The sequence below is a fragment of the Acidovorax soli genome, from assembly GCF_900107605.1.
Taxonomy (GTDB): domain Bacteria; phylum Pseudomonadota; class Gammaproteobacteria; order Burkholderiales; family Burkholderiaceae_C; genus Acidovorax; species Acidovorax soli.
This window is the reverse complement of record NZ_FNQJ01000017.1, coordinates 18,621-43,765: the sequence shown is the minus strand read 5'-3', so window position 1 is coordinate 43,765 and position 25,145 is coordinate 18,621. Positions and strand designations below refer to the sequence as shown.

Genomic DNA, 25,145 nt, shown 5'->3' with positions numbered 1-25,145 from the left:
GGGTGGTGAGGTGAGAAGGCGGTGGCAACCACGTAATCATGCACGCCATTGCACAGCACGCAGAGCATGTGACAAGCCCGATGCATTTGCTTGCGAATCACCATGCGGCGAAAGCAAGCTACGATTGGCCGCGCTGGTTCGTGCGGGGGGCCGCGATCCCAAGGTCTGCTTCACGCCACAGAACATGGTCCGGCTGTCGACAGGCCGCCGGTTTCAGTGCGTTTTCACGACCTCAGACATGGGGCTTCACCATCATGAGCACACAACAACACTTGCTATCCGTCGCCCTGAAAGACCTGCGCCCCACGCAGATCACCGTGGGCGGTGCCGAGGTCGCGGCCAAGCGCACGCAGTGGAACCTCCTCAAGCGCAAGGAACGCTCACATACGCTGGCCGCACACTGGTTTCCTGCCGTGCGCGGGCCCGGCGGGCACTACTACATTGTCGACCACCACCACCTGGGCCTGGCGTTGCATGAAGAAATGGTCGAGACGGTCTGGGTGATGCAGCTCGACGATTTCTCGGAAGTCGAGGGCGAGCTGTTTTGGCGGCTGATGGAGTTCCACCGCTGGGCGCACCCGTTCGACGAGCAAGGCAAGCGCCGCGACTTCGACGCGATCCCGTCCAATGTTTCGAAGCTGCGAAACGACCCGTACCGCAGCCTCGCCGGTTTCGTGCGCAAGGCGGGCGGCTACGCGAAAGACGCTGCGCCCTATGCCGAGTTCCTGTGGGCCGATTTCTTCAGGCCGCTGATCCCCCCGAAGAAGCTGCAGCCCACGGACACCGAAGCCTTGCCCCAGAGCAGTATCGACAAAGCCGTGGTGATCGCGCGCAGCCACAGCGCACACCACCTGCCCGGGTGGACCGGCGCAATCACCCCCGCCGCCCTGCCGACGGCCACGGCGGCGGCGGCCAACAAGCGCAAGCCCACGCCATGAACGCTGCCGCCGGCCGGCCAGGCCTTGCCGACCTGGTGGCCGGTCTGTCCATTGCCGGGCTGCTGCTGCCCGAAGCCGTTGCCTACTCGGGCATCGCCGGCATGGCGCCGCAAGCCGGCGTGATGGCCCTCTTTGCCGGGCTGCTGGTTTACGGGTTCATCGGCAGCAGCCGGTTTGCCATCGTCTCCGCCACATCGTCATCGGCTGCGGTGCTGCTGGCTGCCACCACATCGGTGGCGGGGATCGATACCGCCATGCGGCTGGTGCTCAGCGCCGGCATCGTCTTGCTGACCGGTCTTTTTTTCATCATCGCAGGCGTCGCCAAACTCGGCGCGGTCTCCAGCCTCGTCGCCAAGCCAGTGCTGCGCGGCTTCGCGCTCGGGCTGGCCCTGACCATCGTGGTCAAGCAATTGCCGAAGGTGCTCGCCGTGCACCCGGCGCACAGTGATTTTTTCCCGCTCGTCGCAGAACTGGCCGCCAGCTGGCGCGATTGGAATGTGGCCGGCGCTGTGATGGCGCTGGTCGCGCTGGCGCTGCTGCGCGGCCTTGCGCGCTGGCGCGCGGTACCGGCAGCTTTGCTGGTCATTGCAGGCGGCATCGCACTCGACGTCAGCGGCCTGTGCCAGACCTGGGGCGTGGCGGCGGTCGGGCCGCTGTCCATCGACTTTTCACACCCCGGCGTGCCGCAACTCGGGCGTGAACAATGGCTGCACTTGGGCGAGATGGCGTTCGCCGTCGCACTGATTCTCTATGCCGAGTCCTACGGCTCGATCCGCACCTTCGCGCTGCGCCACGGCGACAGCATGTCGGCCAACCGTGATCTGCTCGCCCTCGGCGCGGCGAACCTGCTCTCCGGCCTGTTCCAGGGCATGCCGGTCGGGGCGGGCTACTCGGCCACATCGGCCAATGAATCGGCGGGCGCGCAGAGCAGCGCGGCCGGACTGGTGGCAGGCGCGGTGGTGCTGCTGGCCGTGCTCACTATGCTGCCCTGGATCGCCCACATCCCAGAACCACTGCTGGCCGCCATCGTGATCCACGCCGTTGCCAACTCCCTCAATCCAGCTGTGCTGCGGCCCTATTTCCAATGGCGGCGCGACCGGCTGATTGCGCTGGTGGCCATCGCTGCGGTGCTGGTGTTCGGCGTGCTGGAGGGCCTGCTCGCCTCGATCGGCGTCAGCCTGCTGCTGCTGCTGCGCGGTTTTTCCCGCACGACCGTGAGTTGGCTTGGCCGCCTGGCCCAGGGCCACGACTATGTCGACACGGCGCGCCACCCCGAGGCCGTCGTGCCGCCCGGCGTGCTGATTGCGCGGCCCGAAGTCCCGCTTTTTTTCGGCAACGCAGATGCGGTCTTCGCCACGATACAGGCGCGTATCGACGCCACGCCGGGCCTGCAACGCATGGTACTGAGCCTGGAAGAATCGCCGGACCTCGATGCAACGAGCATCGAAGCGCTCTGCGAGTTCGCCACCTCGGTGCGCCTACGCGGCGCCCAACTGGAACTCGCCCGCGTCAAAGACAAGGTGCGCGACCTGCTCAGCCAGGTGAACTCGCCCGATCTGCCTGCAGCGATCTATGCGGCGTGGAGCGTGGACGACGCGATGCAATGAGGTGAGCTGGCACACGATGTCGCCGATGGCGAACTGAGGGGCTTTGGGCATGCGGTCATACTTGGCAGCCATGCCGATTCATGGGGCAACGGGCTCAAGCCCGACGCCTTCAGGAAGTCGTTGTGTTTGTGCCTGGCCGCCGCAATGGATTTCTCGATCTCGACCAACGCGCCATGCGTCGCAGTGGGGGCTGCACGGCCTTTTTTCATGCTCCCTGCAGGCTTGCAGCCTGGCAACAGCACCTGCTTTCGCAGTCAGGCCTGCGGAGTGGCACTGTCCCCCATGGCTGGCGCTACCGGTTCCGCGTCAGCCTCCAACCCCCACTGGTCCCAGTCGTCGCCAAACAGCTCCGCCGGGTGCTGCGTGCGGTCCGAGCCGTTGCCGCAGCGCATGTCCTTGGCGGGACAGTACAGGTCGCAGCCCCAACACACCCGCTCGGGGTGGGCGGGGGCCTTGGGGAACTTCTTGACTGCCATGGCGCTTCTCCAGACTCTGTTGCCGGGCTCCTGCTGTAATGTGCGTTACTTGCGCGCTGGCGGCACGTCGGTGCAGCTGCCGTGCGCAATCTCCGCCGCCATGCCGATGCTCTCGCCCAGCGTGGGGTGCGGGTGGATGGTCTTGCCGATGTCCACCGCGTCGGCGCCCATTTCGATGGCCAGGGCGATCTCGCCGATCATGTCGCCCGCATGCGTGCCCACGATGCCGCCACCGAGAATCTTGCCGTGGCCATGGGCCTCCGGCGAGTCGTCGAACAGCAGCTTGGTCACGCCTTCATCGCGGCCGTTGGCAATGGCGCGGCCAGAGGCCGTCCAGGGGAACAGGCCCTTCTTGACCTTGATGCCTTGGGCCTTGGCCTGGTCTTCGGTGAGGCCCACCCATGCGACCTCGGGGTCGGTGTAGGCCACGCTGGGGATCACGCGGGCGTTGAAGGCGGCGGCTGCCAGTTCCTTGTTGCCCTGTAGTTCACCGGCGATCACCTCGGCCGCCACATGCGCCTCGTGCACCGCCTTGTGCGCCAGCATGGGCTGGCCGACGATGTCGCCGATGGCGAAGATGTGCGGCACGTTGGTGCGCATCTGGATGTCGACGTTGATGAAGCCACGGTCGGTAACGGCAACCCCCGCCTTTTCGGCGGCGATCTTCTTGCCGTTGGGTGTGCGGCCCACGGCCTGCAGCACCAGGTCATAGACCTGCGGTGCGGGCGCGGTGCCGCCCTCTTCTGCTGGCGCAAACGTCACCTCGATGCCTTCGGGCGTGGCCTTGGCCCCCACCGTCTTGGTCTTGAGCATGATGTTGTCGAAGCGCTTGGCGTTCATCTTCTGCCAGATCTTGACCAGGTCGCGGTCCGCACCCTGCATCAGGCCGTCCATCATCTCGACCACATCCAGGCGCGCCCCCAGCGTGCTGTACACCGTGCCCATTTCCAGGCCGATGATGCCGCCGCCCAGGATCAGCATGCGCTTGGGCACTTCCTTGAGCGCCAGGGCGCCGGTGGAATCGACCACGCGCGGATCGTCAGGCATGAAAGGCAGGCGCACGGCCTGGCTGCCGGCGGCGATGATGGCTTTCTGGAAGGCGATGACCTTCTTGCTGCCGGTCTTCTCCTGGCCGGTGCCGGTGGTTTCCTCGACCTCGATGTGGTTGGCGCCCACAAAGGCACCATAGCCGCGCACGGTGGTGACCTTGCGCATCTTGGCCATGGCGGCGAGACCGCCGGTGAGCTTGCCGATGACTTTCTCTTTGTGGCCGCGCAGCGTGTCCACATTGACTGTGGGAGCGCCAAAGTCGATGCCCGCCGCCGACAGATGCGACACCTCGTCCATCACGGCGGCCACATGCAGCAGCGCCTTGGAGGGGATGCAGCCCACGTTCAGGCAGACGCCGCCGAGCTGGGCGTAGCGCTCGACCAGCACCACTTTCAGGCCCAGGTCGGCCGCACGGAAGGCGGCGCTGTAGCCGCCAGGGCCACCGCCGAGCACGAGCACATCGCACTCCACGTCGGCCGTGCCTGCGAAGCTGGACGCTACTGGATTGATAGATTCCGGTGCTTGCGGGATGGTCACTGGAGACGTTTTTTGTCCAGCTGCAGCAGCCACGGGGGCCGCAGGGGCCGGTGCGGCTGCCTGGACAGCAGCGCCTGCGCCCGCCACCTCCAGTGTCAGCACCACCGAGCCTTCGGCGATCTTGTCGCCCAGCTTGACCTTCAGCTCCTTGACCACGCCGGCGTGGCTGGAGGGGATTTCCATGGAGGCCTTGTCGGACTCCACGGTGATCAGGCTCTGCTCGGCCTTGATGGTGTCGCCGGGTTGGACCAGCACTTCGATGATGGCCACTTCGGCGAAGTCGCCGATGTCGGGCACCTGGATGTCGATGATTGCCATGGGTGTTGCCCTCGCGTTACATCACGATGCGGCGGAAGTCCGCCAGCAGCGAGGCAAAGTACACGTTGAAACGCGCGGCGCTGGCGCCGTCGATCACGCGGTGGTCCCAGCTCAGGGAGAGCGGCAGCATCAAGCGCGGGGCGAACTGCTGGCCGTCCCATTGGGGCTCCAGGCTGCTCTTGCACACACCCATGATGGCGACTTCAGGCGCGTTGATGATGGGTGTGAAGTAGCGCCCGCCAATGCCGCCCAGCGAGCTGATGGAAAAGCACCCGCCGGTCATGTCGGCCGGGCCGAGCTTGCCGTCGCGCGCCTTCTTGGCCAGCTCGCCCATCTCCTGGCTGATCTGGACGATGCCCTTTTGGTCGGCGTCACGGATGACGGGCACGACCAGGCCGTTGGGCGTGTCGGCCGCAAAGCCGATGTGGAAGTAGTTCTTCATCACCAGCTGGTCGCCGTCGAGCGAGCTATTGAACTCGGGGAACTTCTTGAGCGCGGCCACGGCGGCCTTGATCATGAAGGCGAGCATGGTGACCTTGACGCCGCTCTTCTCGTTTTCCTTGTTGAACTGCACGCGGAAGGCTTCGAGTTCGGTGATGTCCGCGTCGTCGTGGTTGGTGACGTGCGGGATGACGACCCAGTTGCGGTGCAGGTTGGCGCCGCTGATTTTCTTGATGCGCGAGAGGTCCTTGCGCTCGACGGGGCCGAACTTGGTGAAGTCGACCTTGGGCCAGGGCAGCAAATCGAGGCCGATGCCCGAACCGCCGGTGGCTGCAGGCGCCTTGGCGGCCTGGGCTTTGGTCTGCACGCTGCCCGCCATGACGTGCTTGGTGAAGGCAGCCACGTCGTCCTGGGTGATGCGGCCCTTGGGGCCGGTGCCCTTGACTTCGTCGATGGGCACGCCCAGTTCGCGGGCGAACTTGCGCACGGAAGGCGAGGCGTGGGGCAGGCCGGCCGTGGGGGTGCCGGGCTGGTGGGCGGGGACGGCCACCGCGGCGGCGGCAGTTGCGGGTGCTGTTGCAGCGACTGCAGGAGCGGCAACAGCCACGGGGGCTGGTGCGGGTGCAGCGGCCGCAACGGGTGCGGCGGCCGGTGCTGCAGCGGTTGCAGTGCCTTCGAGCACGGCGACCAGGTCACCGATGTTGACGGTGTCGCCGATCTTGACCTTGAGTTCCTTGAGCACGCCGGCGGCGGGCGACGGGATCTCCATGGAGGCCTTGTCGGATTCGACGGTGAACAGCGACTGTTCAGCCTGGACCGAGTCGCCCACCTTGACCAGCAGCTCGATGACGGCCACGTCCTTGAAGTCGCCGATGTTGGGTACGTGTACTTCGATCGGGCCTGCAGCAGCCGCAGCAGCCGGTGCGGGCGCTGGGGCCCCCATCGGAGCTGGAGCGGCAGCCACCACTGGAGCCGGGGCAGCCGCCGGGGCTGCTGCAGCGCCCGCGTCAGCGGACTCCACTACCGCAATCACCGAGCCCTGCTTGACCTTGTCGCCCAGCGCAATCTTGAGTTCCTTGACCACGCCTGCGTGGCTGGACGGGATCTCCATCGATGCCTTGTCGGATTCGACGGTAATGAGCGACTGCTCGGCCTTCACGGTGTCGCCCACCTTGACCAGCAACTCGATCACGCCCACTTCGTCAAAGTCTCCGATGTCCGGGACTTGAATGTTGACCAATGCCATTGTTCTGTCTCCGTTCGTTTTATGCGTAAAGCGGGTTGGTCTTGTCGGCCTGGATGCCGTACTTGGCAATCGCCTCGGCCACCTTGGTGGCGGGCACGCTGCCCTGCTCGCTGAGCGCCTTGAGCGCGGCTACCACGATGTAGTGGCGGTTGATCTCGAAGTGCTCGCGCAGCTTGCTGCGGAAATCGCTGCGGCCAAAGCCGTCGGTGCCCAGCACCTTGTAGGGGCGACCGGCCGGGATGAAGGGGCGGATCTGTTCGGCGTAACTCTTCATGTAGTCGGTGGAGGCCACCACCGGGCCGGCGTGGCCGCCCAGCTGGCGCGCAACGAACGACGCGCGCGGCACTTCCAGCGGGTGCAGCAGGTTCCAGCGCTCGCAGTCCTGGCCTTCGCGGGCCAGTTCGTTGAAGCTGGGGCAGCTCCAGACGTCGGCCTGCACGCCCCAGTCGGCGGCCAGCAGGGTCTGTGCGGCAATGGATTCGCGCAGGATGGTGCCCGAGCCCAGCAGCTGCACGCGCTTGTCGCCTTCGGCGCCGGGCTTGCACAGGTACATGCCCTGGATGATCTGCTCTTCGGTGCCGGGCGTGATGCCGGGCATGGCGTAGTTCTCGTTGAGCAGGGTGATGTAGTAGTAGACGTTTTCCTGCTTTTCGACCATGCGCTTCAGGCCATGGTGCAGGATCACCGCCACCTCGTGGGCGAAGGTCGGGTCGTAGCTCACGCAGTTGGGAATGGTGCCCGCCAGGATGTGGCTGTGGCCATCTTCGTGCTGCAGGCCTTCGCCGTTGAGCGTGGTGCGCCCCGAGGTGCCGCCCAGCAGGAAACCGCGCGCCTGCATGTCGCCCGCGGCCCAGGCCAGGTCGCCAATGCGCTGGAAGCCGAACATCGAGTAGTACACGTAGAACGGCACCATGATGCGGTTGTTGGTGCTGTAGCTGGTGGCTGCCGCGATCCAGCTGGCCATGCCGCCGGCCTCGTTGATGCCCTCTTGCAGGATCTGGCCGGCCTTGTCTTCGCGGTAGTACATGACCTGGTCTCGATCGACCGGGGTGTATTGCTGGCCCTTGGGGTTGTAGATGCCGATCTGGCGGAACAGGCCTTCCATGCCGAAGGTGCGCGCCTCGTCCACCAGGATGGGCACCACGCGCGGCCCCAGGGCCTGGTCACGCAACAGCTGCGTGATGAAGCGCACGTAGGCCTGCGTGGTGCTGATCTCGCGGCCCTCGGCCGTGGGCTCCAGGATGGCCTTGAAGGTGTCGAGCGCGGGCACGGTGAAGTGCTCGTCGGCCTTGGCGCGGCGGTGCGGCAGGTAGCCGCCCAGGGCCTTGCGGCGCTCGTGCAGGTAGCGCATTTCGGGCGTGTCGTCGGCCGGCTTGTAGTACGGCAGGCCGGGCAGCTCGCTGTCGGGGATCGGGATGTTGAAGCGGTCGCGGATGTACTTAATGTCTTCGTCCGACAGCTTCTTGGTCTGGTGCACGGTGTTCTTGCCTTCACCGGCCTTGCCCATGCCATAGCCCTTGACGGTTTTCACCAGCAGCACGGTGGGCTGGCCCTTGTGCTCGTTGGCGGCGTGAAAGGCAGCGTACACCTTGGCGGGCTCGTGGCCGCCGCGGCGCAGCTCGAACACCTCATCGTCGGTCATGTGCTCGACGAGCTGGAGCGTCTCGGGGTAGCGGCCGAAGAAATTCTTGCGCACAAAGGCGCCGTCGTTGGCCTTCATGGCCTGGTAGTCGCCGTCCAGCGTCTCCATCATCAGCTGGCGCAGCTTGCCCGTCTTGTCGCGGGCCAGCAGCGCATCCCAGCCGGCGCCCCACAGCAGCTTGATGACGTTCCAGCCGCTGCCACGGAACTCGCCTTCGAGCTCCTGCACGATCTTGCCGTTGCCGCGCACTGGACCATCGAGGCGCTGCAGGTTGCAGTTCACCACGAAGATCAGGTTGTCCAGGTTTTCACGCGATGCCAGGCCAATGGCGCCCAGCGACTCGGGCTCGTCCATCTCGCCGTCGCCGCAGAACACCCAGACCTTGCGGTTTTCGGTGTTGGCAATGCCCCGGGCGTGCAGGTATTTGAGAAAGCGCGCCTGGTAGATCGCCATCAGCGGACCCAGGCCCATGGACACCGTGGGGAACTGCCAGAACTCGGGCATCAGCTTGGGGTGCGGGTAGCTCGACAGGCCCTTGCCGTCCACTTCCTGGCGGAAGCTGTCGAGCTGCTGCTCGTTCAGGCGCCCTTCCAGGTAGGCGCGGGCGTAGATGCCGGGGGCGCTATGGCCCTGGATGTAGAGCAGATCGCCGCCATGGCCTTCGCTCTCGGCGTGCCAGAAGTGGTTGAAGCCCGCACCAAACATGCTGGCCACGGAAGCGAACGAGCCGATGTGGCCGCCGAGGTCGCCGCCATCGGCGGGGTGCAGGCGGTTGGCGCGCACCACCATGGCCATGGCGTTCCAGCGCATGTAGGCCCGCAGGCGCTTTTCGATGGCGATGTTGCCGGGACAGTGGGCCTCTTGGGTGGGCTCGATCGTGTTGACGTAGCCCGTGTTGCCCGAGAACGGCATGTCGATGCTGTTCTGGCGCGCATGCTCCAGCAGCTGCTCGATCAGAAAGTGGGCTCGCTCGGCCCCTTCCTTGTCGATCACGGCGGACAGCGCGTCCATCCACTCACGGGTTTCTTGCTGATCGGTGTCGATGGTGGGCGTGGCGCCGTTTCCGGCCAGGGGGGCGGGCTGAGCTGACATGCTTGTCTCCTGTGTTGAGGGTGCAATTTAGTACGTTGCGCTGAGTTTCGCATATTTTTTTCGAATTTCGAATAGTGCTTTTGAATTTCACATAACGATATTTTGTGGCGAATGCACACGCCCACGACACCGCCATGGCGCTGCCCACCCTCCCCTACACTTGCCCCATGGAAAAACCCCCAGCCACCGCCGCCCCCGCAGCCCCCATCGCCCCTGCGGCGCGGGGTTGGCGCAAGTGGTGGCGCGGCCTTTCCCCCACGCGGCAGGACCGGTTTGCCGCACTGGCACCGCTGGCTGCCGTGCTGATGTTCATGGCGGCCATCGTGGCTGCCTTCTGGTATCTGCGGACCGAGGAGGTCGAGCGCGAACACGAAGCCCTTAAACGCGATGTGGAATATGCCCAGCAACGCGTGCGCCTGCGGCTTCTGGAGCGCCAGGAGCAGCTCATGCGCATTGCGCGTGATCTGTCCAACCAGGACCTGGACCGCGCGGAGTTTGTGAGCCGTGCCGAATCCCTGATCAGCCAGCACCCCGAGTTGCAGGCCATCACCTGGATTGATGACAAGCGGCGCATCCGTGCCAGCCAAGCGGCCCCCACGCTGGGCAGCAGCGAGTTGCGCGTGGCCGGTGAAGTGCTCACCCCCGGCGACACCACAGACACCTACGAGCTGGCACGCGACCTGCAGCAACCCGTGTATGCGCAGCCCACCGCCACCCAGGGCGACGCCACGCCCCTGCTGCAATTGCAGGTACCCCTGAACCAGCAGGGCAAATTCAGCGGCGTGGTACTGGGCGAATACTCCATCGACAGCCTGTTGCGCTATGGCACGCCCACCGAAGTGCTGGCGCGTTATGCCGTCACGCTGCTCGATGGCAACGGCCAGGTGCTGGCCGGCACGCCGCTGGGCCGGCGCAACCCCAATACCCAGTTGCTGCCGTGGGCCCCACGCGCCAACACGTACGAAGTACCCGTTTCCCCGGTGGGCAACGGCCTGGTGCTCAAGGCACAGGCCTACCGCACATCACTGGGCGTGGTGGGCAGCGGCCTGTTCTGGCTGGTCGGCACGCTCAGCGCCATGACGGCCTGGATGCTGATTGCGACCTGGCGCCACACCCGCCGGCGCATGCAGGCCCAGAAGGCGCTGGTGGCTGAAACCAATTTCCGCCGGGCCATGGAGAACTCCGTCCTCACCGGCATGCGTGCGCTGGATCTGGAGGGGCGCATCACCTATGTGAATGCGGCGTTTTGCCAGATGACCGGGTGGAGCGAAACCGAGCTGGTGGGCCTGACGGCCCCCTTCCCTTACTGGCCCGAATCCGACTATGAAGCCCTGTATGCCAAGCTGCGCGATGAAATCAGCGGCAAGACCGTGACGGGCGGGTTTCAGGTGCGCGTGCGGCGCAAGAACGGCACGCAGTTTGACGCGCGCCTGTATGTGTCTCCGCTGATCGATGCCCATGGCCAGCAAACCGGCTGGATGACATCGATGACCGACATCACCGAACCCAACCGCATCCGCGAGCAGCTGTCGGCCTCCTATGAACGCTTCACCATCGTGCTGGAGTCGCTGGACGCTTCGGTGTCGGTGGCGCCGCTGGGTAGCCAGGAATTGCTGTTTGCCAACAAGCTCTACCGCCAGTGGTTTGGCTCGCAAACCGTGGGTCACCTGCAACTGGTGGCCCAGGCGGGCGTGGTGCCAGCGGCCACCAGCCACATGACGGGCGTGGACGACGAGGACGGACTGATGGGACTGCCCACCGACTCATTGACCAGCGCACGCAGCGAGAACGCCGAAATCTACCTGCCTGACATGGGCAAATGGCTGGAAGTGCGCTCACGCTACCTCAACTGGGTGGACGGGCGCCTGGCGCAGATGGTGATTGCCACCGACATCACTCCGCGCCGCCTGGCCCAGGAGCAGGCTGCCCGCCAGGCCGAACGGGCGCAGTCTGTCAGCCGCCTGATCACCATGGGCGAGATGGCGTCTAGCGTCGCACATGAACTCAACCAGCCGCTCACGGCCATCAGCAACTACTGCAGCGGGATGATTTCACGCATCCACAGCGGCCAGATCACCGAAGAAGCCCTGCTCGCGGCCCTGCAAAAAACCGCCCACCAGGCGCAACGCGCGGGCCAGATCATCCAGCGCATCCGAGCCTTCGTGAAAAAGAGCGAACCCAACCGCACACTGGCCGATGTGACGTCGATGGTGAACGAGGCAGTCGAGCTGGCCGACATCGAGCTGCGCCGCCACAACGTGCGCCTGACCCACTACGTTGCGGCGCGCCTGCCGCCCGTGATGGCAGACACCATCCTGATCGAACAGGTGCTGGTCAACCTCATGAAAAACGGGGCCGAGGCCATCGAGATGGCCAACCGCCCCACCTCTGGCCGCAGCGTGGAACTGCGCGTGGTGCCCAAGCATGTCGAAGACCAAGATGTGGTGGAGTTTTCGGTGCAGGACACCGGCAAGGGACTGGCGCCCGAGGTGCTGGAGCGCCTGTTTGAAGCCTTCTTCTCCACCAAGCAGGAAGGCATGGGCATGGGCCTGAACCTGTGCCGCAGCATCGTCGAGTCGCACCACGGCCGAATGCGGGCGGAGAACCTCTACAATGGATCCGAGGTCACAGGCTGCCGGTTCTCCTTCTGGCTTCCGCTTGCCAAGCCTGTGGATGCCACTACAAATTCTGTAGCAAACGCACAACCCCCAAGGACAATTGCATGAGTTTGATTCCGAAAAAAGGCACCGTTTACGTAGTGGACGACGACGAGGCGGTCCGCGACTCGCTTCAATGGCTGCTGGAGGGCAAGGACTACCGGGTGCGTTGCTTTGATTCTGCCGAAACCTTTCTCTCGCGCTACGACCCGCGCGAGGTGGCCTGCCTGATCGTGGACATCCGCATGGGCGGCATGACTGGGCTGGAGCTGCAGGACCGACTGATCGAGCGCAAATCGCCTTTGCCCATCGTCTTCATCACCGGCCACGGCGACGTGCCCATGGCTGTCAACACCATGAAGAAAGGCGCGCTCGATTTCATCCAGAAACCCTTCGACGAGGAAGAGCTTGTCGGGCTGGTGGAGCGCATGCTCGACCATGCCCGCGACGCCTTTGCCGGCTACCAGCAGGCCGCCAGCCGCGATGCACTGCTGTCCAAGCTGACGGGTCGCGAAGCCCAGGTGCTTGAGCGCATCGTTGCCGGCCGCCTGAACAAGCAGATCGCCGACGACCTGGGCATCAGCATCAAGACGGTGGAGGCCCACCGCGCCAACATCATGGAAAAGCTCAACGCCAACACCGTGGCCGATCTGCTCAAGATTGCACTGGGCCAGAACGCGCCCAAGGCTTGATTGCTCTCTGTTTCAGAGCTTGAAGCGCTTTCCTGCAAAGCGCTACATGCCATTTTTATCCGTATTTTCTGACATGACCGCACAACTCATCGACGGCAACGCCCTGTCCCGCCAATTGCGCACCGAAGTCGCCCAGCGCGCAGCCGCCCTCAAATCGCGGGGCACCACGCCAGGCCTGGCCGTGGTGCTGGTGGGCGACAACCCCGCCTCCCAGGTTTATGTGCGCAACAAGGTCAAGGCCTGCGAGGACAGTGGCCTGCATTCGGTGCTGGAAAAATACGCGGCCGACATGACCGAAGCCGCGCTGCTGGCACGCGTGGAGGCCCTGAACAACGACCCCGCGATCCACGGCATCCTGGTGCAGCTACCGCTGCCCGCGCACATCGATGCGCAAAAGGTCATCGAGGCCATCTCGCCCGCCAAGGACGTGGACGGCTTTCACATTGCCAGCGCCGGCGCGCTGATGACCGGCATGCCCGGCTTCTGGCCCTGCACGCCCTACGGTTGCATGAAGATGCTCGAATCGCTCAACGATGGCAAGGGCTACGACCTCAGGGGCAAGCACGCTGTGGTCATTGGCCGCAGCAACATCGTGGGCAAGCCCATGGCGCTGATGCTGCTGCAAAAAGATGCCACCGTGACCATCTGCCATTCGCGCACGACCGACCTCAAGGCCCAGACCCTGCAGGCCGACGTGATCGTGGCTGCCGTGGGCAAGCGCAACGTGCTCACGGCCGACATGGTCAAGCCCGGCGCCGTGGTGATCGACGTGGGAATGAACCGCAATGACGAGGGCAAGCTGTGCGGCGATGTGGATTTTGACGGCGTGAAGGAAGTGGCCGGCTGGATCACCCCCGTACCTGGCGGCGTGGGGCCCATGACCATTACCATGCTGCTGGTCAACACCCTGGAAGCCGCCGAACGCGCCGCCGGCGCCTGAAGTCAGCCCTGCTCCCGCAGCCTCGCAACTTGAACCCGCACCGCAAAGCGCCATCTACACACGCATGAGCAACGCCCTCCTCGACTTCTCCGACCTTCCCCAGTTTGACCGGATCACGCCAGACGACGTGGCCCCCGCCGTTGACGTGTTGCTGGAAAAAGCCAATGCCGCCCTCGAAACGGTCACGGCCGCCGACTTTCCTGCGCGCTGGGATGCCATTGCGAAGGTGCTGGACGTTGCCACGGAGCACCTGGGCACCGCCTGGGGGGCCATCAGCCACCTCAACAGTGTGGCCGACACCCCGGAACTGCGCGCCGCCTACAACGCAGCGCTGCCCCGGGTGACCGAATTCTGGACCCGCCTGGGCGCCGATGAGCGCCTGTACGCCAAGTACAAGGCCATTGATCCCAGCACCCTGAGCCCCGAGCAGCGCCAGGCGCACAAGAACGCCGTGCGCAATTTCGTCCTCAGCGGCGCCGAACTCACCGGTGCCGCCAAGGAGCGTTTTGCCCAGATCCAGGAACGGCAGGCCGAGCTGAGCCAGAAATTCAGTGAAAACGCGCTCGATGCCACCGACGCCTTTGCCTACTACGCCACGGCGGAAGAACTCGATGGCGTCCCTGCCGACGTGCAGCAGACCGCATTGGCAGCGGCCCAGGCGGAGGGCAAGAGCGGCTACAAGCTCACGCTCAAGATGCCCTGCTATCTGCCGGTGATGCAGTTCGCCACCCACAGCGCTTTGCGCGAAATGATGTACCGCGCCTATGTGACGCGCGCCTCCGACCAGGCCGAAGGCGAGGCCAGGCGTTTCGACAACTCGGCGCTCATCCGTGAAATTCTGGCACTGCGCCGCGAAGAAGCACAGCTGCTCGGGTATGACAATTTCGGCCAGGTGTCGGTGGTGCCCAAGATGGCCCAGTCGCCTGACGAGGTCATTTCATTCTTGCGGGATCTGGCGCGCCGCGCCCGGCCTTATGCCGAAAAGGACGTGGCCGACCTGCGCGGCTTCGCAGCCAGCCAGATAGGCCTGAACGATCCGCAGGCCTGGGACTGGCCCTTCCTTGCCGAGAAGCTCAAGGAAGCACGCTATTCCTTCAGCGAGCAGGAAGTCAAGCAATACTTCACGGCCCCCAAGGTGCTGGCCGGCCTTTTCAAGATCATCGAGACACTGTTCGAGGTCAGCATCCGCCGCGACAGTGCGCCCGTGTGGAATGCCGCCGTCGAGTTCTATCGCATCGAGCGTGACGGCCAGCTGGTGGGCCAGTTCTACCTCGACCAGCCGGCCCGCACCGGCAAACGCGGCGGCGCCTGGATGGATGATGTGCGCACCCGCTGGCTGCGCCCCGACACCGGCGCGCTGCAGACCCCCGTGGCGCATCTGGTGTGCAATTTTGCCGAGGGCGTTGACGGCAAGCCCCCGCTGCTCACCCATGACGATGTGATCACGCTGTTCCACGAATTCGGCCACGGTCTGCACCACATGCTGACGCAGGTGAACGAACGCGACGTATCGGGCATCAGCGGTGTCGAGTGGGATGCGGTCGAACTGCCCAGCCAGTTCATGGAGAACTTCTGCTGGGAATGGGATGTGCTGCGCAACATGACGGCGCACGTCGATACCGGTGCACCGCTGCCGCGTGCACTGTTCGACAAGATGATCGCCGCCAAGAACTTCCAGAGTGGCATGGGCACCCTGCGCCAGATCGAATTTGCCCTGTTCGACATGCTGCTGCACACCGATCACGATCCCGCCCAGGATTTCATGCCCTTGCTGGCCGAGGTGCGCAGCGAAGTGTCGGTGCTGCCGCCACCCTCGTTCAGCCGCACGGCCCACACCTTCAGCCATATTTTTGCGGGTGGCTATGCAGCGGGCTACTACAGCTACAAATGGGCGGAGGTGCTCAGCGCCGATGCCTATGCGGCCTTTGAAGAAACCGCCGGCAGCGACGGTCTGGCCAGCATCGAAACGGGCCGCCGCTACCGGCAGGCCATTCTGGAGGCGGGCGGCAGCCGCCCCGCCATGGAATCCTTCAAAGCCTTTCGCGGCCGCGAACCCAGCCTGGAGGCCTTGCTGCGCCACCAGGGCATGGCAGACTAAGTCTTTCTGTCGCACCGACTCTTCTTTATCAGGAGACGACCCATGGGCAAGCCCTTGCGTACATCGTTGCTGGCCTCGTTGGGGATGGTGCTGGCGGTTGCCGGCGCCCATGCCCAGACCGTGTACCGGATTGTCGGCCCCGATGGAAAGGTGACCTTCTCGGACCGCGCGCCCGACAGCAATGCAAAACCCGCACAAGGCGCCTGGCAAGGTTCCGCCGCAGCTGTCGGCTCTGCCCTGCCCTACGAGCTTCAGCAGATTGCGGCACGCTTTCCCGTGACGCTGTACACCGGCAGTGACTGCGCTCCATGCAACAGCGCCCGCAACCTGCTGGTGGGGCGCGGCATTCCGTTTGCCGAACGCACCGTCAATACCAACGAGGACATCGAGGCGTTGCAGCGCATGGGCGGCAACAACGGCCTGCCCTTTGCCACGATCGGTGGCCAGCAGCTGGCGGGATTTTCCGAAAACGAGTGGACCCAGTACCTGAACGCGGCCGGATACCCCCAGCAATCCCTGCTGCCACCGAACTACCGCCGCCCGCCGGCGACCCCGCTGGTGGCCGCCAAGGCAGCGCAACCGGCGGCCTCCGACGCGCCAGCCGGAAGAACACCTGCTGAGCGTCCACGGCCCGCACCCCGCATCGACGGCCCTTCGCCCAGCAACCCTGCAGGTATCCGCTTCTGACACCTCGTGCCGGGCCGAACCTGGCCCGGGCCGGCACGGTCTGACGGACCCTGTTCAGTAGGTGAAGGTCTTCACCACGCCCTGCGTGGTTCCTACAAGGCCTACCGACGCCTTCTGGTGCGCGAATACGCCCACCGTCACCACCCCGGGCCACTGGTTCACCTGGGACTCAAACCCCAGCGGGTCGGTGATGGACAAGCCCGTCACGTCCAGGATATGCTGACCGTTGTCCGTCACCAGCGGTTGTCCGTCCCTCAGGCGCATGCGCGCCGTGCCACCCAGCGCGGCAAAGCGCCGCGCAATGTGCTGGGCGGCCATCGGAATCACCTCCACCGGCAAAGGGAAGCGGCCCAGTGCTGGCACCAGCTTGGACTCATCGACGATGCAGACAAAGCGGCTGGCCAGGGCCGCCACGATCTTCTCGCGCGTCAGTGCAGCGCCGCCGCCTTTGACCATGCAGCCGTGGCCGTCGATTTCATCGGCGCCATCGATGTACACCGCCAGCGATTCCACTTCATTGGCATCGAACACCGGAATTCCCAGCGCCTTGAGCCGCTCGGTGCTCGCCACCGAGCTGGAAACAGCACCCCGGATCTGGTCTTTCATGCCCGCCAGCGCGTCGATGAAGTGGTTGACCGTGGAACCCGTGCCAACTCCCACGATGGCACCGGGCACCACGTATTGCAGGGCCGCCTTGCCCACCAGGGCCTTGAGTTCGTCTTGGGTCAGAGGGGATGGAGTCGTCATGGGGGAGAATCAAAGGGTAATCGTCGAATTATCCCTCCATGTCACTGATCCCCTACGCTCTCACCCGCTCTTTCCTGTTCGGCATGGATGCCGAATCCGCCCATGAACTCACCATGGGCATGCTCGCGCGCGGCCAAGGCACGCCCATGCAGTGGGCCTGGTGCAACGAAACCGTGGATGACCCCATCGAGCTGGCCGGGCTGACCTTTCCCAACCGCGTGGGTCTGGCCGCCGGGCTGGACAAGAATGCCCGCTGCATCGACGCCCTGGGCGCCATGGGTTTCGGTTTTGTGGAGGTGGGCACGGTGACACCCAAGGCCCAGCCGGGCAATCCCAAGCCCCGCATGTTCCGCCTGCCCGAGGCAAGGGCCCTGATCAACCGGCTGGGCTTCAACAACGACGGCCTGGACGCATTCATCCACAACGTGCAGCAGGCGCGGTTTCGCACGCAGCATCGCAAACACCCGATGCTGCTGGGCCTGAACATCGGCAAGAACGCCAGCACCCCGATCGAAGACGCCACCAGCGACTACCTCACCTGCCTTGACGGCGTGTACCCGCACGCCGATTACGTCACGGTCAATATCAGCTCACCCAACACACAGAACCTGCGCGCATTGCAAAGCGACGCGGCCCTTGATGCCCTGCTGGGCGCGATTGCCGAACGCCGCGAAGCACTGGCCGGGCAATACCGCCAGGCCGACAGCAAGGGTGTCACCTCGTCCCGCCGCGTGCCCATCTTTGTCAAAATTGCCCCCGACCTCGACGAGGCGCAGGTGGCGGTGATTGCCAGCACACTGCAACGCCACGGCATGGATGGCGTGATCGCCACCAACACCACCATCCGCCGGGAAGCCGTCAAGGGAATGCCCCATGCCGAGGAGCTGGGAGGGCTCAGCGGTGCACCGGTGCTGGAAGCCAGCAACCAGGTTATCCGCCAGCTGCGCGCCGCACTGGGCAGCCGTTTTCCGATCATCGGCGTGGGTGGCATTCTCAGTGCGGAAGATGCCCTGAGCAAAATCCGCGCGGGAGCGGACGTGGTGCAGATCTACACCGGCCTGATCTATGAAGGCCCCGCGCTCGTCTCGAAGGTGGCGCGCGCCATCAAGGCAATGGCGTGAACGGCTGATGAACGGCCAATGGTGAGGCCTTGCGCCCCACCTTGCAGCCACATCGCGCCTTAGCGGCGCAGGCGCATCACCAGCGGGAGCACCACCCCTGCCCATCGCACCAGTCGGCGCGGGCCAGCGGCAATCGCCACGCCGGCCAGCGCGGCAACGGCAGCAGGATGCTGGCGGACAAAGCCAGCAACGCGCGGCAGCAAAGAAGCCTCCGCATCGTCGCCCTCGGTCGCAGCAGCCAAGGCCTGGGCCTGCAACCGCGCGGCACGGCGGTCGCGCAAACGCTTGCGCTGCTCGGCGATGCGCTCCAGCACCCGTTGCTGCGCCACCGTGGCGTGCACTGAAAAGGCCTGTTCGGAAGAACTCACAAGCGCTCCTTGATATCACGCCAGTCTTGTGACAACTCACGCCGGGTCAGGGCAAAACCATTGCCCATGCTGCGTACCACCGCCACCAACGTGACGATGGCAGCGCACCAGGCCACCAGCCATGTCCCTGCCACTACCCAGGCCGCCAACATGCGATGGGGCGTGTCCCAGAACTGCACCAGCACGGCCATCGACACCATCACCAAGGCCACCATGGTGAGCCCGATGACGGCGATCAACAGCGCCAGCAGCTGTTGCAAGCGCTGCTTTTGATCGAGCCACTCCAGGCGCGCCAATGCCAGCCGATCTTCGGCAGCGATGGCCCCCTCGATGGCATTCGCCCGCCACCGCGCAGCGAATGCCTCCAGTCCGAGCAAGGAAAGCCAGTTCATACGCACTCTCCCTGCATCAGCGCAATGGACGGCAAGCGATCAACGGCGTGCAAGCAAAAATCCCACCAGAGCACCGACGGCCAGCGCCGCGCCGGCCACGCGCCAGGGCTCATCGTGGGCATAGCGGTCAGCCGCCACGGCTGCATCCTTGGCCTGGCGGGCTGCTTCCTGCGCGGCACGCACGGCCGATTCCCGCACCGAATGCATGCCGTCGTCCAGGCGCTGGCGCAGCACCTTGATCTCGGGGAACGAATCCAGATCCCGGCTTGCCAACAAGCCGCGCAGATCGGACACGAGTTTTTCAAGTTCGCCCTGGGTGGTGGTGGTGTCAGAAGCAGTCATACATGCCTTTCGTTGCAATAAGTGAGCAGCCATGCAGCGTGGATGCTGCAGCCTGAGGACCATCTTAGCGACATGCCCAAAAACCTGTCACACCGCTTGGTCGCTAAACGTTACCAAAAGAGCGGGATTTGATGCAAGTCAAACCAGAGAGAGCGCATGGTCGGCGATGGCCAGGGCGCTGGTAAGGCCCGGAGATTCGATGCCAAAGAGATTCACCAAGCCAGGCACGCCATGGTCGCACGGCCCCTGGATGAGAAAGTCCGCTGCGGGTGCGTCGGCGCCATGGATCTTGGGCCGGATGCCCGCGTAGCCCGGTGCCAGCGCGCCATCGCGCAAGCCAGGCCAGTACTTGCGCACTTCGCCATAAAAGGCCTCTCCCCGCGCCGGATCGACCAGCAGATCGTCGGCCGAATCCACCCATTGCACGTCCGGCCCGAACTTGGCCTGCCCGCCCAGATCCAGCGTGAGGTGAACCCCCAGCCCCGCAGCCTCGGGCACCGGGTAGATCAGGTGGCTGAACGGTGCCTTTGCGGTCAGCGTGAAATAGCTGCCCTTGGCGTAATAGGCCGTCGGAATGTGGCGTGCGTCCAGCCCGGAAAACTGCCGGGCCAGGGCCGGCGCCTGCAGACCCGCCGCATTGACCACGGTACTTGCTTGCAGGCGCGTGCCATCTTTTGCTTCTAAAAAAATAGCACCTTGCACACAATCGGCAAATGCCAGAGGCGAATTCAATGCAACAATTCCGCCAGCATGCTCCAGATCACCCTGCAGGGCGAGCATGAGGGCATGGCTGTCCACGATTCCCGTGCTGAGCGAATGCAGTGCCGCCACGCATTCCAGGGCGGGCTCCAGTGCCCGGGCCGCGTCGCGGTCCAGCCACCGCAGGTCCAGAACACCGTTGGCCGTGGCGCGCTCCTGAATCGACCGAAGGCCTGGCAGTTGCTCCGGCGAAGTCGCCACCAGCAGCTTGCCGCAACGCCGGTGCGGCACGCCATGGTCGGCGCAATAGGCATACAGCAGATCACGGCCTTGCACACACAGGCGCGCCTTGAGCGAACCCGTGGGGTAATACAGCCCGGCATGAATGACCTCGCTGTTGCGCGAACTAGTACCCGTGCCGATGGCGTCTGCGGCCTCCAGCACCATCACCTCGCGCCCCTGCATGGCCAGCGCACGGGCCACGGCCAGGCCCACCACACCCGCGCCCACCACGACGCAATCCACCTTGTCCGTCATCTCTGTCTTCCTTTTTTCTGAAAATACCTTCAGGCCTGCTCAAAACCGTCCAGTACATTGCCTGCATTGGTGCCCAGCTCTGCAGTGGCATAGCCGCCTTCCAGAACCAGCACCGTCGGCAATTTCAATCCCGCCAGCCGCGCACCCAGACGGGAAAAATCGGCACAAGCGAGGGCAAACCGCGAAATGGGATCCCCTTCGAAGGTATCCAGGCCCAGCGAAACCACCAGGGCATCCGCTCCGAACCGCGCAATGCGGGCACAGGCCTGCTCCAGCGCAGCAAACCAGGCGGTTGCGGTGGTCCCGGCGGGCAGCGGCAGGTTCAGGTTGCAGCCCTCTCCTTCGCCCTCGCCGGTTTCATCGGCATGGCCGAGATAGAAAGGGTATTCGGTGCGGGGGTCACCGTGGATGCTCACGAACAGCACATCGCCGCGGCCGTAGAAGATGCTCTGGGTGCCATTGCCATGGTGGTAATCCACATCCAGCACGGCCACGCGATCCGCCCCCCGGTCGCGCAAGGCCTGGGCCGCCACCGCCGCATTGTTGAGAAAGCAGTAACCCCCCATGAAATCGGGCCCCGCATGGTGCCCGGGCGGACGCGTGCAGCAAAACACGGCGCGCTCGCCTGCGTCCACCCGGAAGGCCGCACTGGCAGCCGCATCCGCGCCGGCCTTGGCGGCAGCCCAGGTGCCTGCCGCCAGCGGCGTACCGTTGTCCATGGAGTAGAGGCCCAGGCGCGCGATGAAATTGTCAGGCTCCCTGTCGCTGCGCAATGTGCGCACCGGCCAGACCGACGGGAACGGCTGCACCGAGGCATTGGCGGTATCGAGCGCCAGCCACTGTTGCCAGGCCCCCTCCAGGAATGCCAGATAGCGCGCCGCATGAACCTGGCCCAACACCGTTGAGCTGTCGGCATCGGGTGCGAGCAAGCGGTGGCCCCGGGCTCGAAGGCTGCTTTCCACGTAATCGGCCCGCGTGGGGTTTTCGAAGCAGGGCACGCGTTCACCCCGGAAGAACTCATGGACGGGGGCATGCCCCCGGTGCAACGGGTTGTGAAAAGCCAGCATGGAGTAAGGGCAAGGTCGGGGAAACGTTTCGCCGCCCCCATTGGGTCCGAGGGGCAGGCCGCTTCGCGCAATGTACGGACGCGGAGCGCCAACTGTAACGGCCAATCCATCCGCTTGTGCGCCGTTATGCCCCGGTCATGAAAAAACCCTTGCAGACATGCGCCTGCAAGGGTTGAATTGGTGGGTGATACATGGATCGAACATGTGACCCCTGCCGTGTGAAGGCAGTGCTCTACCGCTGAGCTAATCACCCGTCGCACATCCCATCAAAGGATGGCGCTGGCTGTCAACAGGCTTGGTGGGTGATACATGGATCGAACATGTGACCCCTGCCGTGTGAAGGCAGTGCTCTACCGCTGAGCTAATCACCCGTGTCGCTGCGACAGCCTTCGATTATGGCACAGCTTTTCAGCCTGGCTGAACGGATCGCCAAATTGTTTTGCCACCACTGGCCTTGTCGATCTGCGTCAGCACTTCTTCGTGGGATGCAATTTCCTGCTCGCTGGCCTGCAGCACGGGCAGGTTGAAGCTGCGCAGATCGATCTGGACGAAGCTGGCGCCATCGGCGCTGTCCTGCGCATCGTCGATGATCAGCAGCGCATCCTGGCCTCGGGTGAGGTTGATGTACACATCCGCCAGCAATTCGGCATCCAGCAAGGCGCCATGCAGTGTGCGGCCCGAGTTGTCTACGCCCAGGCGGTCGCACAGCGCATCGAGCGAATTGCGCTTGCCGGGATAGAGCTCCTTGGCCATGGCCAGGGTGTCGGTGATGCTGTCCACAAAGCTGCGGAACGCGGGGCGCCCCACCAGCTCCAGCTCCTTGTTCAGGAAGCCCACGTCAAATGCCGCGTTGTGGATGATGATCTCGGCGCCCTGCAGGTAGTCCAGCAGCTCGTCGGCCACGGCCGCAAACTTGGGTTTGTCCTTCAAGAATTCGTTGCTGATGCCGTGCACGCGCAGCGCATCCTCGTGGCTGTCGCGCTCGGGGTTCAGGTAGAAATGCTTGTTGTTGCCCGTGAGCTTGCGCGCCACCAGCTCCACGCAACCGATTTCAATGATGCGGTCGCCCCCTTCGGCGGACAGACCAGTGGTTTCCGTGTCCAGAACAATCTGCCGTGACATCAGGCCTCCCGTGGTGCAACCGGCGTGCGGCGCACAGTACTCATGCCGCGTGGGGCTGAAGCACCGTGCATATCAGTGGTTTTCCTTGGCGTGGTTGATGGAGTATTTGGGTATCTCCACCACCAGGTCTTTCTGCGCAATGATGGCCTGGCACGACAGGCGCGACTGGGGCTCCAGCCCCCAGGCACGGTCGAGCAGGTCCTCTTCTTCTTCCTCGGCCTCGTTGAGCGATTCCATGCCCGCACGCACGATGACGTGGCAGGTAGTGCAGGCACAGCTCATGTCACAGGCGTGCTCGATGTTGATGTGGTTCTCCAGCAGCGCTTCGCAGATGGATGTGCCTGCCGGCGCGGTGATCTCGGCACCGGAGGGGCAATATTCAGGGTGAGGCAGTATCTTGATGACAGGCATGGATGGTCTTCTTGTTCGCAGGGGTACGCTCGGTGGGTTCAGAAAGCCTGCACGTTCTTGCCCGCCAGGGCCTGGCGAATGCCGCGGTTCATGCGCTGCGCGGCAAAGGCCTCTGTGCCCTTGGCCAGGGCCTGGGTCGCCGCCTCGATGACGGCGGCATCGTCGGACTCGCGTTGCTGGCCCAGGGCGGTCATCAAGGCCTCGATGTCGGCCCGTTCGGGCCCAGTCAACACGTCGCCATCGGCATCCAGGGCGCTCTGGGTCGCCATCAGCATGCGGTCGGCATCCACGCGCGCCTCCACCACGGCCCGTGCGCGCATGTCCTGCGCGGCCGTGGCAAAGCCGTCTTGCAGCATGCGGGCGATCTGGTCGTCCGACAGGCCATAGGAGGGCTTCACGTCGATGCGGGCCTCGACACCACTGCCCTGCTCCCGGGCATTCACACTCAGCAGGCCATCGGCATCGACCGTGAAAGTGACCCGGATGCGGGCTGCGCCGGCCGCCATCGCAGGTATGCCGCGCAGCTCGAAACGGGCCAGACTGCGGCAGTCCTGCACGAGGTCGCGCTCGCCCTGCACCACATGGATGGCCAATGCGGTCTGGCCATCCTTGTAGGTGGTGAAGTCCTGCGCCTTGGCGGTGGGAATAGTCTCGTTGCGGGCCACGATGCGCTCCACCAGCCCGCCCATGGTCTCGATGCCCAGCGACAGGGGAATCACGTCGAGCAGCAACAGATCGCCCGCCGTGTTGTTGCCCGCCAACTGGTTGGCCTGGATGGCGGCACCCAGTGCGACCACCTCGTCCGGGTTGAGATTGGTCAGGGGCTCCTTGCCAAAAAACTCGGCCACTGCACGCTGCACCTGGGGCATGCGGGTGGAGCCGCCCACCATGACCACCCCCTGCACGTCGTCGCGCGCCAGCTTCGCATCGCGCAAGACGCGGCGCACCGCGGCCATGGAGCGCGCGGTCAACTCGGCGGTAGCGGCTTCAAAATCGGATTGTTTGACATCCAATCGCACGCTACCAACTGTCAAATCAACGACAAACGCTACTATTTCAGTAGCAGTCAAGGTTTCCTTACAGGCTCTGGCCGCCATGCGGATTGCTGCCTTGTCGGCAGGCGTATTGGCGGACAAGCCCTGCTGCTCAAGCACCCAATTGGCAAGCGCTGCGTCATAGTCATCGCCGCCCAGGGCGGAATCGCCGCCGGTGGCAATCACTTCGAAAACGCCTTGCGTCAGTCGCAACACGGAGATGTCGAAGGTGCCGCCGCCCAGGTCGTAAACCGCGTAGACGCCTTCGCTGGCATTGTCCAGGCCATAGGCAATGGCCGCAGCGGTTGGTTCATTGATCAGGCGCAGCAGATGGATTCCGGCCAGCTTGGCTGCATCTTTGGTGGCCTGGCGCTGGGCGTCATCAAAATAGGCCGGCACCGTGATCACTGCACCGTACGGGTCGTCGTTGAAGGTGTCTTCGGCGCGGTAACGCAGCGTGGCCAGGATCTCGGCACTGATTTCCACCGGTGACTTCACGCCCCCCGCCGTCAGCAGCCCCACCATACCGCCAGCGCTGGCGTCGGGGCTCTGGACGAATTCGTAGGGCAACTGCTCTGCGTCCGCCACATCCTTCAGACCACGGCCCATGAAGCGCTTGGCCGAGGCGATGGTATTGCGGGCATCGCCGGACTGCGCTGCTATTGCGTCGTAGCCAATCTGCCGCCCGCCCTGCTCCAGGTAGCGCACCACCGATGGCAGCAGCACGCGCCCCTCACCGTCGGGCAGGCACTCGGCCACGCCATTGCGCACCGCCGCCACCAGGGAATGCGTGGTGCCCAAATCAATGCCGACCGCAATGCGCCGCTGGTGCGGGTCGGGGGACTGTCCGGGCTCGGAAATCTGCAAAAGCGCCATGAAGATCT

The 25,145-nt window shown here is 64.6% G+C and carries 21 protein-coding genes and 2 tRNA genes; 8 read left to right on the top strand and 15 right to left on the bottom strand.

The window, feature by feature from the left end:
- Positions 1-254: 254 nt before the first annotated feature.
- Positions 255-938, top strand: a complete 684-nt coding sequence (locus tag BLW02_RS12075) for a ParB-like protein (protein ID WP_092698898.1) — start codon at positions 255-257, stop codon at positions 936-938.
- Complete coding sequence (locus BLW02_RS12070; RefSeq protein WP_092698967.1) at positions 935-2,545, top strand: SulP family inorganic anion transporter; 1,611 nt, start codon at positions 935-937, stop codon at positions 2,543-2,545. The genes BLW02_RS12075 and BLW02_RS12070 overlap by 4 nt, the downstream gene beginning before the upstream one ends.
- A 254-nt stretch (positions 2,546-2,799) precedes the next feature.
- Here the strand turns inward: BLW02_RS12070 and BLW02_RS12065 are convergent, their stop codons facing one another.
- From BLW02_RS12065 to aceE, 4 genes are read right to left on the bottom strand one after another with little or no spacing between them, the layout of a single operon-like run.
- Complete coding sequence (locus BLW02_RS12065) at positions 2,800-3,021, bottom strand: DUF3079 domain-containing protein (protein WP_092698896.1); 222 nt, start codon at positions 3,019-3,021, stop codon at positions 2,800-2,802.
- Between the two features lie 45 nt (positions 3,022-3,066).
- A complete protein-coding gene (gene lpdA / locus BLW02_RS12060; RefSeq protein WP_092698894.1) occupies positions 3,067-4,926 on the bottom strand; it encodes a dihydrolipoyl dehydrogenase in 1,860 nt (619 codons plus the stop codon).
- Between the two features lie 16 nt (positions 4,927-4,942).
- Complete coding sequence (gene aceF, locus BLW02_RS12055) at positions 4,943-6,613, bottom strand: dihydrolipoyllysine-residue acetyltransferase (protein WP_092698892.1); 1,671 nt, start codon at positions 6,611-6,613, stop codon at positions 4,943-4,945.
- Positions 6,614-6,632: 19 nt separating this feature from the next.
- Positions 6,633-9,347, bottom strand: a complete 2,715-nt coding sequence (aceE, locus tag BLW02_RS12050; protein WP_092698890.1) for a pyruvate dehydrogenase (acetyl-transferring), homodimeric type — start codon at positions 9,345-9,347, stop codon at positions 6,633-6,635.
- A 167-nt stretch (positions 9,348-9,514) separates the two neighbouring features.
- On the opposite strand from aceE, the gene BLW02_RS12045 reads away from it, so the two are divergent.
- The 5 genes from BLW02_RS12045 (at position 9,515) to BLW02_RS12025 (ending at position 16,421) form a co-directional block, all read left to right on the top strand.
- Positions 9,515-12,073, top strand: a complete 2,559-nt coding sequence (locus BLW02_RS12045) for a PAS domain S-box protein (protein ID WP_092698965.1) — start codon at positions 9,515-9,517, stop codon at positions 12,071-12,073.
- Positions 12,070-12,696 (top strand): response regulator transcription factor, encoded by a 627-nt coding sequence (locus BLW02_RS12040; protein WP_026435050.1) that lies wholly within the window; start codon positions 12,070-12,072, stop codon positions 12,694-12,696. Before BLW02_RS12045 ends, BLW02_RS12040 begins: the two co-directional genes overlap by 4 nt.
- Before the next feature lie 73 nt (positions 12,697-12,769).
- Positions 12,770-13,636 (top strand): bifunctional methylenetetrahydrofolate dehydrogenase/methenyltetrahydrofolate cyclohydrolase FolD, encoded by an 867-nt coding sequence (gene folD, locus BLW02_RS12035; protein WP_092698888.1) that lies wholly within the window; start codon positions 12,770-12,772, stop codon positions 13,634-13,636.
- Positions 13,637-13,700: 64 nt separating this feature from the next.
- Positions 13,701-15,734: a M3 family metallopeptidase gene (locus BLW02_RS12030; RefSeq protein ID WP_092698887.1), complete on the top strand. Its 2,034-nt coding sequence runs from the start codon at positions 13,701-13,703 to the stop codon at positions 15,732-15,734.
- Between the two features lie 42 nt (positions 15,735-15,776).
- Complete coding sequence (locus BLW02_RS12025; RefSeq protein WP_092698885.1) at positions 15,777-16,421, top strand: glutaredoxin domain-containing protein; 645 nt, start codon at positions 15,777-15,779, stop codon at positions 16,419-16,421.
- A 54-nt stretch (positions 16,422-16,475) separates the two neighbouring features.
- On the opposite strand, the gene rpiA is transcribed toward BLW02_RS12025, so the two are convergent.
- A complete protein-coding gene (rpiA, locus tag BLW02_RS12020; RefSeq protein ID WP_092698883.1) occupies positions 16,476-17,168 on the bottom strand; it encodes a ribose-5-phosphate isomerase RpiA in 693 nt (230 codons plus the stop codon).
- Between the two features lie 38 nt (positions 17,169-17,206).
- Between rpiA and BLW02_RS12015 the strand changes: the two genes are divergently transcribed.
- Positions 17,207-18,289: a quinone-dependent dihydroorotate dehydrogenase gene (locus tag BLW02_RS12015; protein ID WP_092698882.1), complete on the top strand. Its 1,083-nt coding sequence runs from the start codon at positions 17,207-17,209 to the stop codon at positions 18,287-18,289.
- Between the two features lie 59 nt (positions 18,290-18,348).
- Here the strand turns inward: BLW02_RS12015 and BLW02_RS12010 are convergent, their stop codons facing one another.
- The 10 genes from BLW02_RS12010 to hscA form a co-directional block, all read right to left on the bottom strand.
- Entirely contained in the window at positions 18,349-18,657 is a 309-nt protein-coding gene (locus BLW02_RS12010; protein WP_092698880.1) for a hypothetical protein, read from the bottom strand.
- Positions 18,654-19,049, bottom strand: coding sequence for a phage holin family protein (locus tag BLW02_RS12005; RefSeq protein ID WP_092698878.1), 396 nt, complete (start codon positions 19,047-19,049; stop codon positions 18,654-18,656). Before BLW02_RS12005 ends, BLW02_RS12010 begins: the two co-directional genes overlap by 4 nt.
- 39 nt (positions 19,050-19,088) lie before the next feature.
- Positions 19,089-19,391 carry a DUF883 family protein gene (locus BLW02_RS12000; protein ID WP_092698876.1) on the bottom strand — a complete coding sequence of 101 codons (303 nt, stop codon included), beginning with the start codon at positions 19,389-19,391 and terminating at the stop codon, positions 19,089-19,091.
- A gap of 138 nt (positions 19,392-19,529) precedes the next feature.
- On the bottom strand, positions 19,530-20,627 hold the full coding sequence (locus BLW02_RS11995; RefSeq protein ID WP_092698874.1) for an NAD(P)/FAD-dependent oxidoreductase: 1,098 nt from the start codon (positions 20,625-20,627) through the stop codon (positions 19,530-19,532).
- Between the two features lie 29 nt (positions 20,628-20,656).
- Positions 20,657-21,694 carry a histone deacetylase family protein gene (locus BLW02_RS11990; RefSeq protein WP_092698872.1) on the bottom strand — a complete coding sequence of 346 codons (1,038 nt, stop codon included), beginning with the start codon at positions 21,692-21,694 and terminating at the stop codon, positions 20,657-20,659.
- Between the two features lie 178 nt (positions 21,695-21,872).
- Positions 21,873-21,947: transfer RNA gene (locus BLW02_RS11985), tRNA-Val, on the bottom strand.
- Between the two features lie 43 nt (positions 21,948-21,990).
- A tRNA-Val gene (locus BLW02_RS11980) sits at positions 21,991-22,065 on the bottom strand.
- Positions 22,066-22,102: 37 nt separating this feature from the next.
- Entirely contained in the window at positions 22,103-22,816 is a 714-nt protein-coding gene (gene dnaQ, locus BLW02_RS11975) for a DNA polymerase III subunit epsilon (RefSeq protein ID WP_026435061.1), read from the bottom strand.
- A 72-nt stretch (positions 22,817-22,888) separates the two neighbouring features.
- Positions 22,889-23,227 carry an ISC system 2Fe-2S type ferredoxin gene (fdx, locus tag BLW02_RS11970; RefSeq protein WP_026435062.1) on the bottom strand — a complete coding sequence of 113 codons (339 nt, stop codon included), beginning with the start codon at positions 23,225-23,227 and terminating at the stop codon, positions 22,889-22,891.
- Between the two features lie 38 nt (positions 23,228-23,265).
- Complete coding sequence (gene hscA / locus BLW02_RS11965; RefSeq protein ID WP_092698963.1) at positions 23,266-25,137, bottom strand: Fe-S protein assembly chaperone HscA; 1,872 nt, start codon at positions 25,135-25,137, stop codon at positions 23,266-23,268.
- Between the last annotated feature and the right edge of the window lie 8 nt (positions 25,138-25,145).

Excerpts from the sequence above, each read along its gene's own strand:
- lpdA (WP_092698894.1), bottom strand. The coding sequence starts at position 4,926 with ATGGCAATCATCGACATCCAGGTGCCCGACATCGGCGACTTCGCCGAA.
- BLW02_RS12015 (WP_092698882.1), top strand. The coding sequence starts at position 17,207 with ATGTCACTGATCCCCTACGCTCTCACCCGCTCTTTCCTGTTCGGCATG.
- fdx (WP_026435062.1), bottom strand. The coding sequence starts at position 23,227 with ATGCCTGTCATCAAGATACTGCCTCACCCTGAATATTGCCCCTCCGGT.
- aceE (WP_092698890.1), bottom strand. The coding sequence starts at position 9,347 with ATGTCAGCTCAGCCCGCCCCCCTGGCCGGAAACGGCGCCACGCCCACC.
- BLW02_RS11995 (WP_092698874.1), bottom strand. The coding sequence starts at position 20,627 with ATGACGGACAAGGTGGATTGCGTCGTGGTGGGCGCGGGTGTGGTGGGC.
- BLW02_RS12070 (WP_092698967.1), top strand. The coding sequence starts at position 935 with ATGAACGCTGCCGCCGGCCGGCCAGGCCTTGCCGACCTGGTGGCCGGT.
- BLW02_RS12075 (WP_092698898.1), top strand. The coding sequence starts at position 255 with ATGAGCACACAACAACACTTGCTATCCGTCGCCCTGAAAGACCTGCGC.
- BLW02_RS12040 (WP_026435050.1), top strand. The coding sequence starts at position 12,070 with ATGAGTTTGATTCCGAAAAAAGGCACCGTTTACGTAGTGGACGACGAC.
- BLW02_RS12045 (WP_092698965.1), top strand. The coding sequence starts at position 9,515 with ATGGAAAAACCCCCAGCCACCGCCGCCCCCGCAGCCCCCATCGCCCCT.
- BLW02_RS12005 (WP_092698878.1), bottom strand. The coding sequence starts at position 19,049 with ATGAACTGGCTTTCCTTGCTCGGACTGGAGGCATTCGCTGCGCGGTGG.
- rpiA (WP_092698883.1), bottom strand. The coding sequence starts at position 17,168 with ATGACGACTCCATCCCCTCTGACCCAAGACGAACTCAAGGCCCTGGTG.
- aceF (WP_092698892.1), bottom strand. The coding sequence starts at position 6,613 with ATGGCATTGGTCAACATTCAAGTCCCGGACATCGGAGACTTTGACGAA.
- BLW02_RS12000 (WP_092698876.1), bottom strand. The coding sequence starts at position 19,391 with ATGACTGCTTCTGACACCACCACCACCCAGGGCGAACTTGAAAAACTC.
- BLW02_RS12025 (WP_092698885.1), top strand. The coding sequence starts at position 15,777 with ATGGGCAAGCCCTTGCGTACATCGTTGCTGGCCTCGTTGGGGATGGTG.
- folD (WP_092698888.1), top strand. The coding sequence starts at position 12,770 with ATGACCGCACAACTCATCGACGGCAACGCCCTGTCCCGCCAATTGCGC.
- dnaQ (WP_026435061.1), bottom strand. The coding sequence starts at position 22,816 with ATGTCACGGCAGATTGTTCTGGACACGGAAACCACTGGTCTGTCCGCC.
- BLW02_RS12065 (WP_092698896.1), bottom strand. The coding sequence starts at position 3,021 with ATGGCAGTCAAGAAGTTCCCCAAGGCCCCCGCCCACCCCGAGCGGGTG.
- BLW02_RS11990 (WP_092698872.1), bottom strand. The coding sequence starts at position 21,694 with ATGCTGGCTTTTCACAACCCGTTGCACCGGGGGCATGCCCCCGTCCAT.
- BLW02_RS12030 (WP_092698887.1), top strand. The coding sequence starts at position 13,701 with ATGAGCAACGCCCTCCTCGACTTCTCCGACCTTCCCCAGTTTGACCGG.
- hscA (WP_092698963.1), bottom strand. The coding sequence starts at position 25,137 with ATGGCGCTTTTGCAGATTTCCGAGCCCGGACAGTCCCCCGACCCGCAC.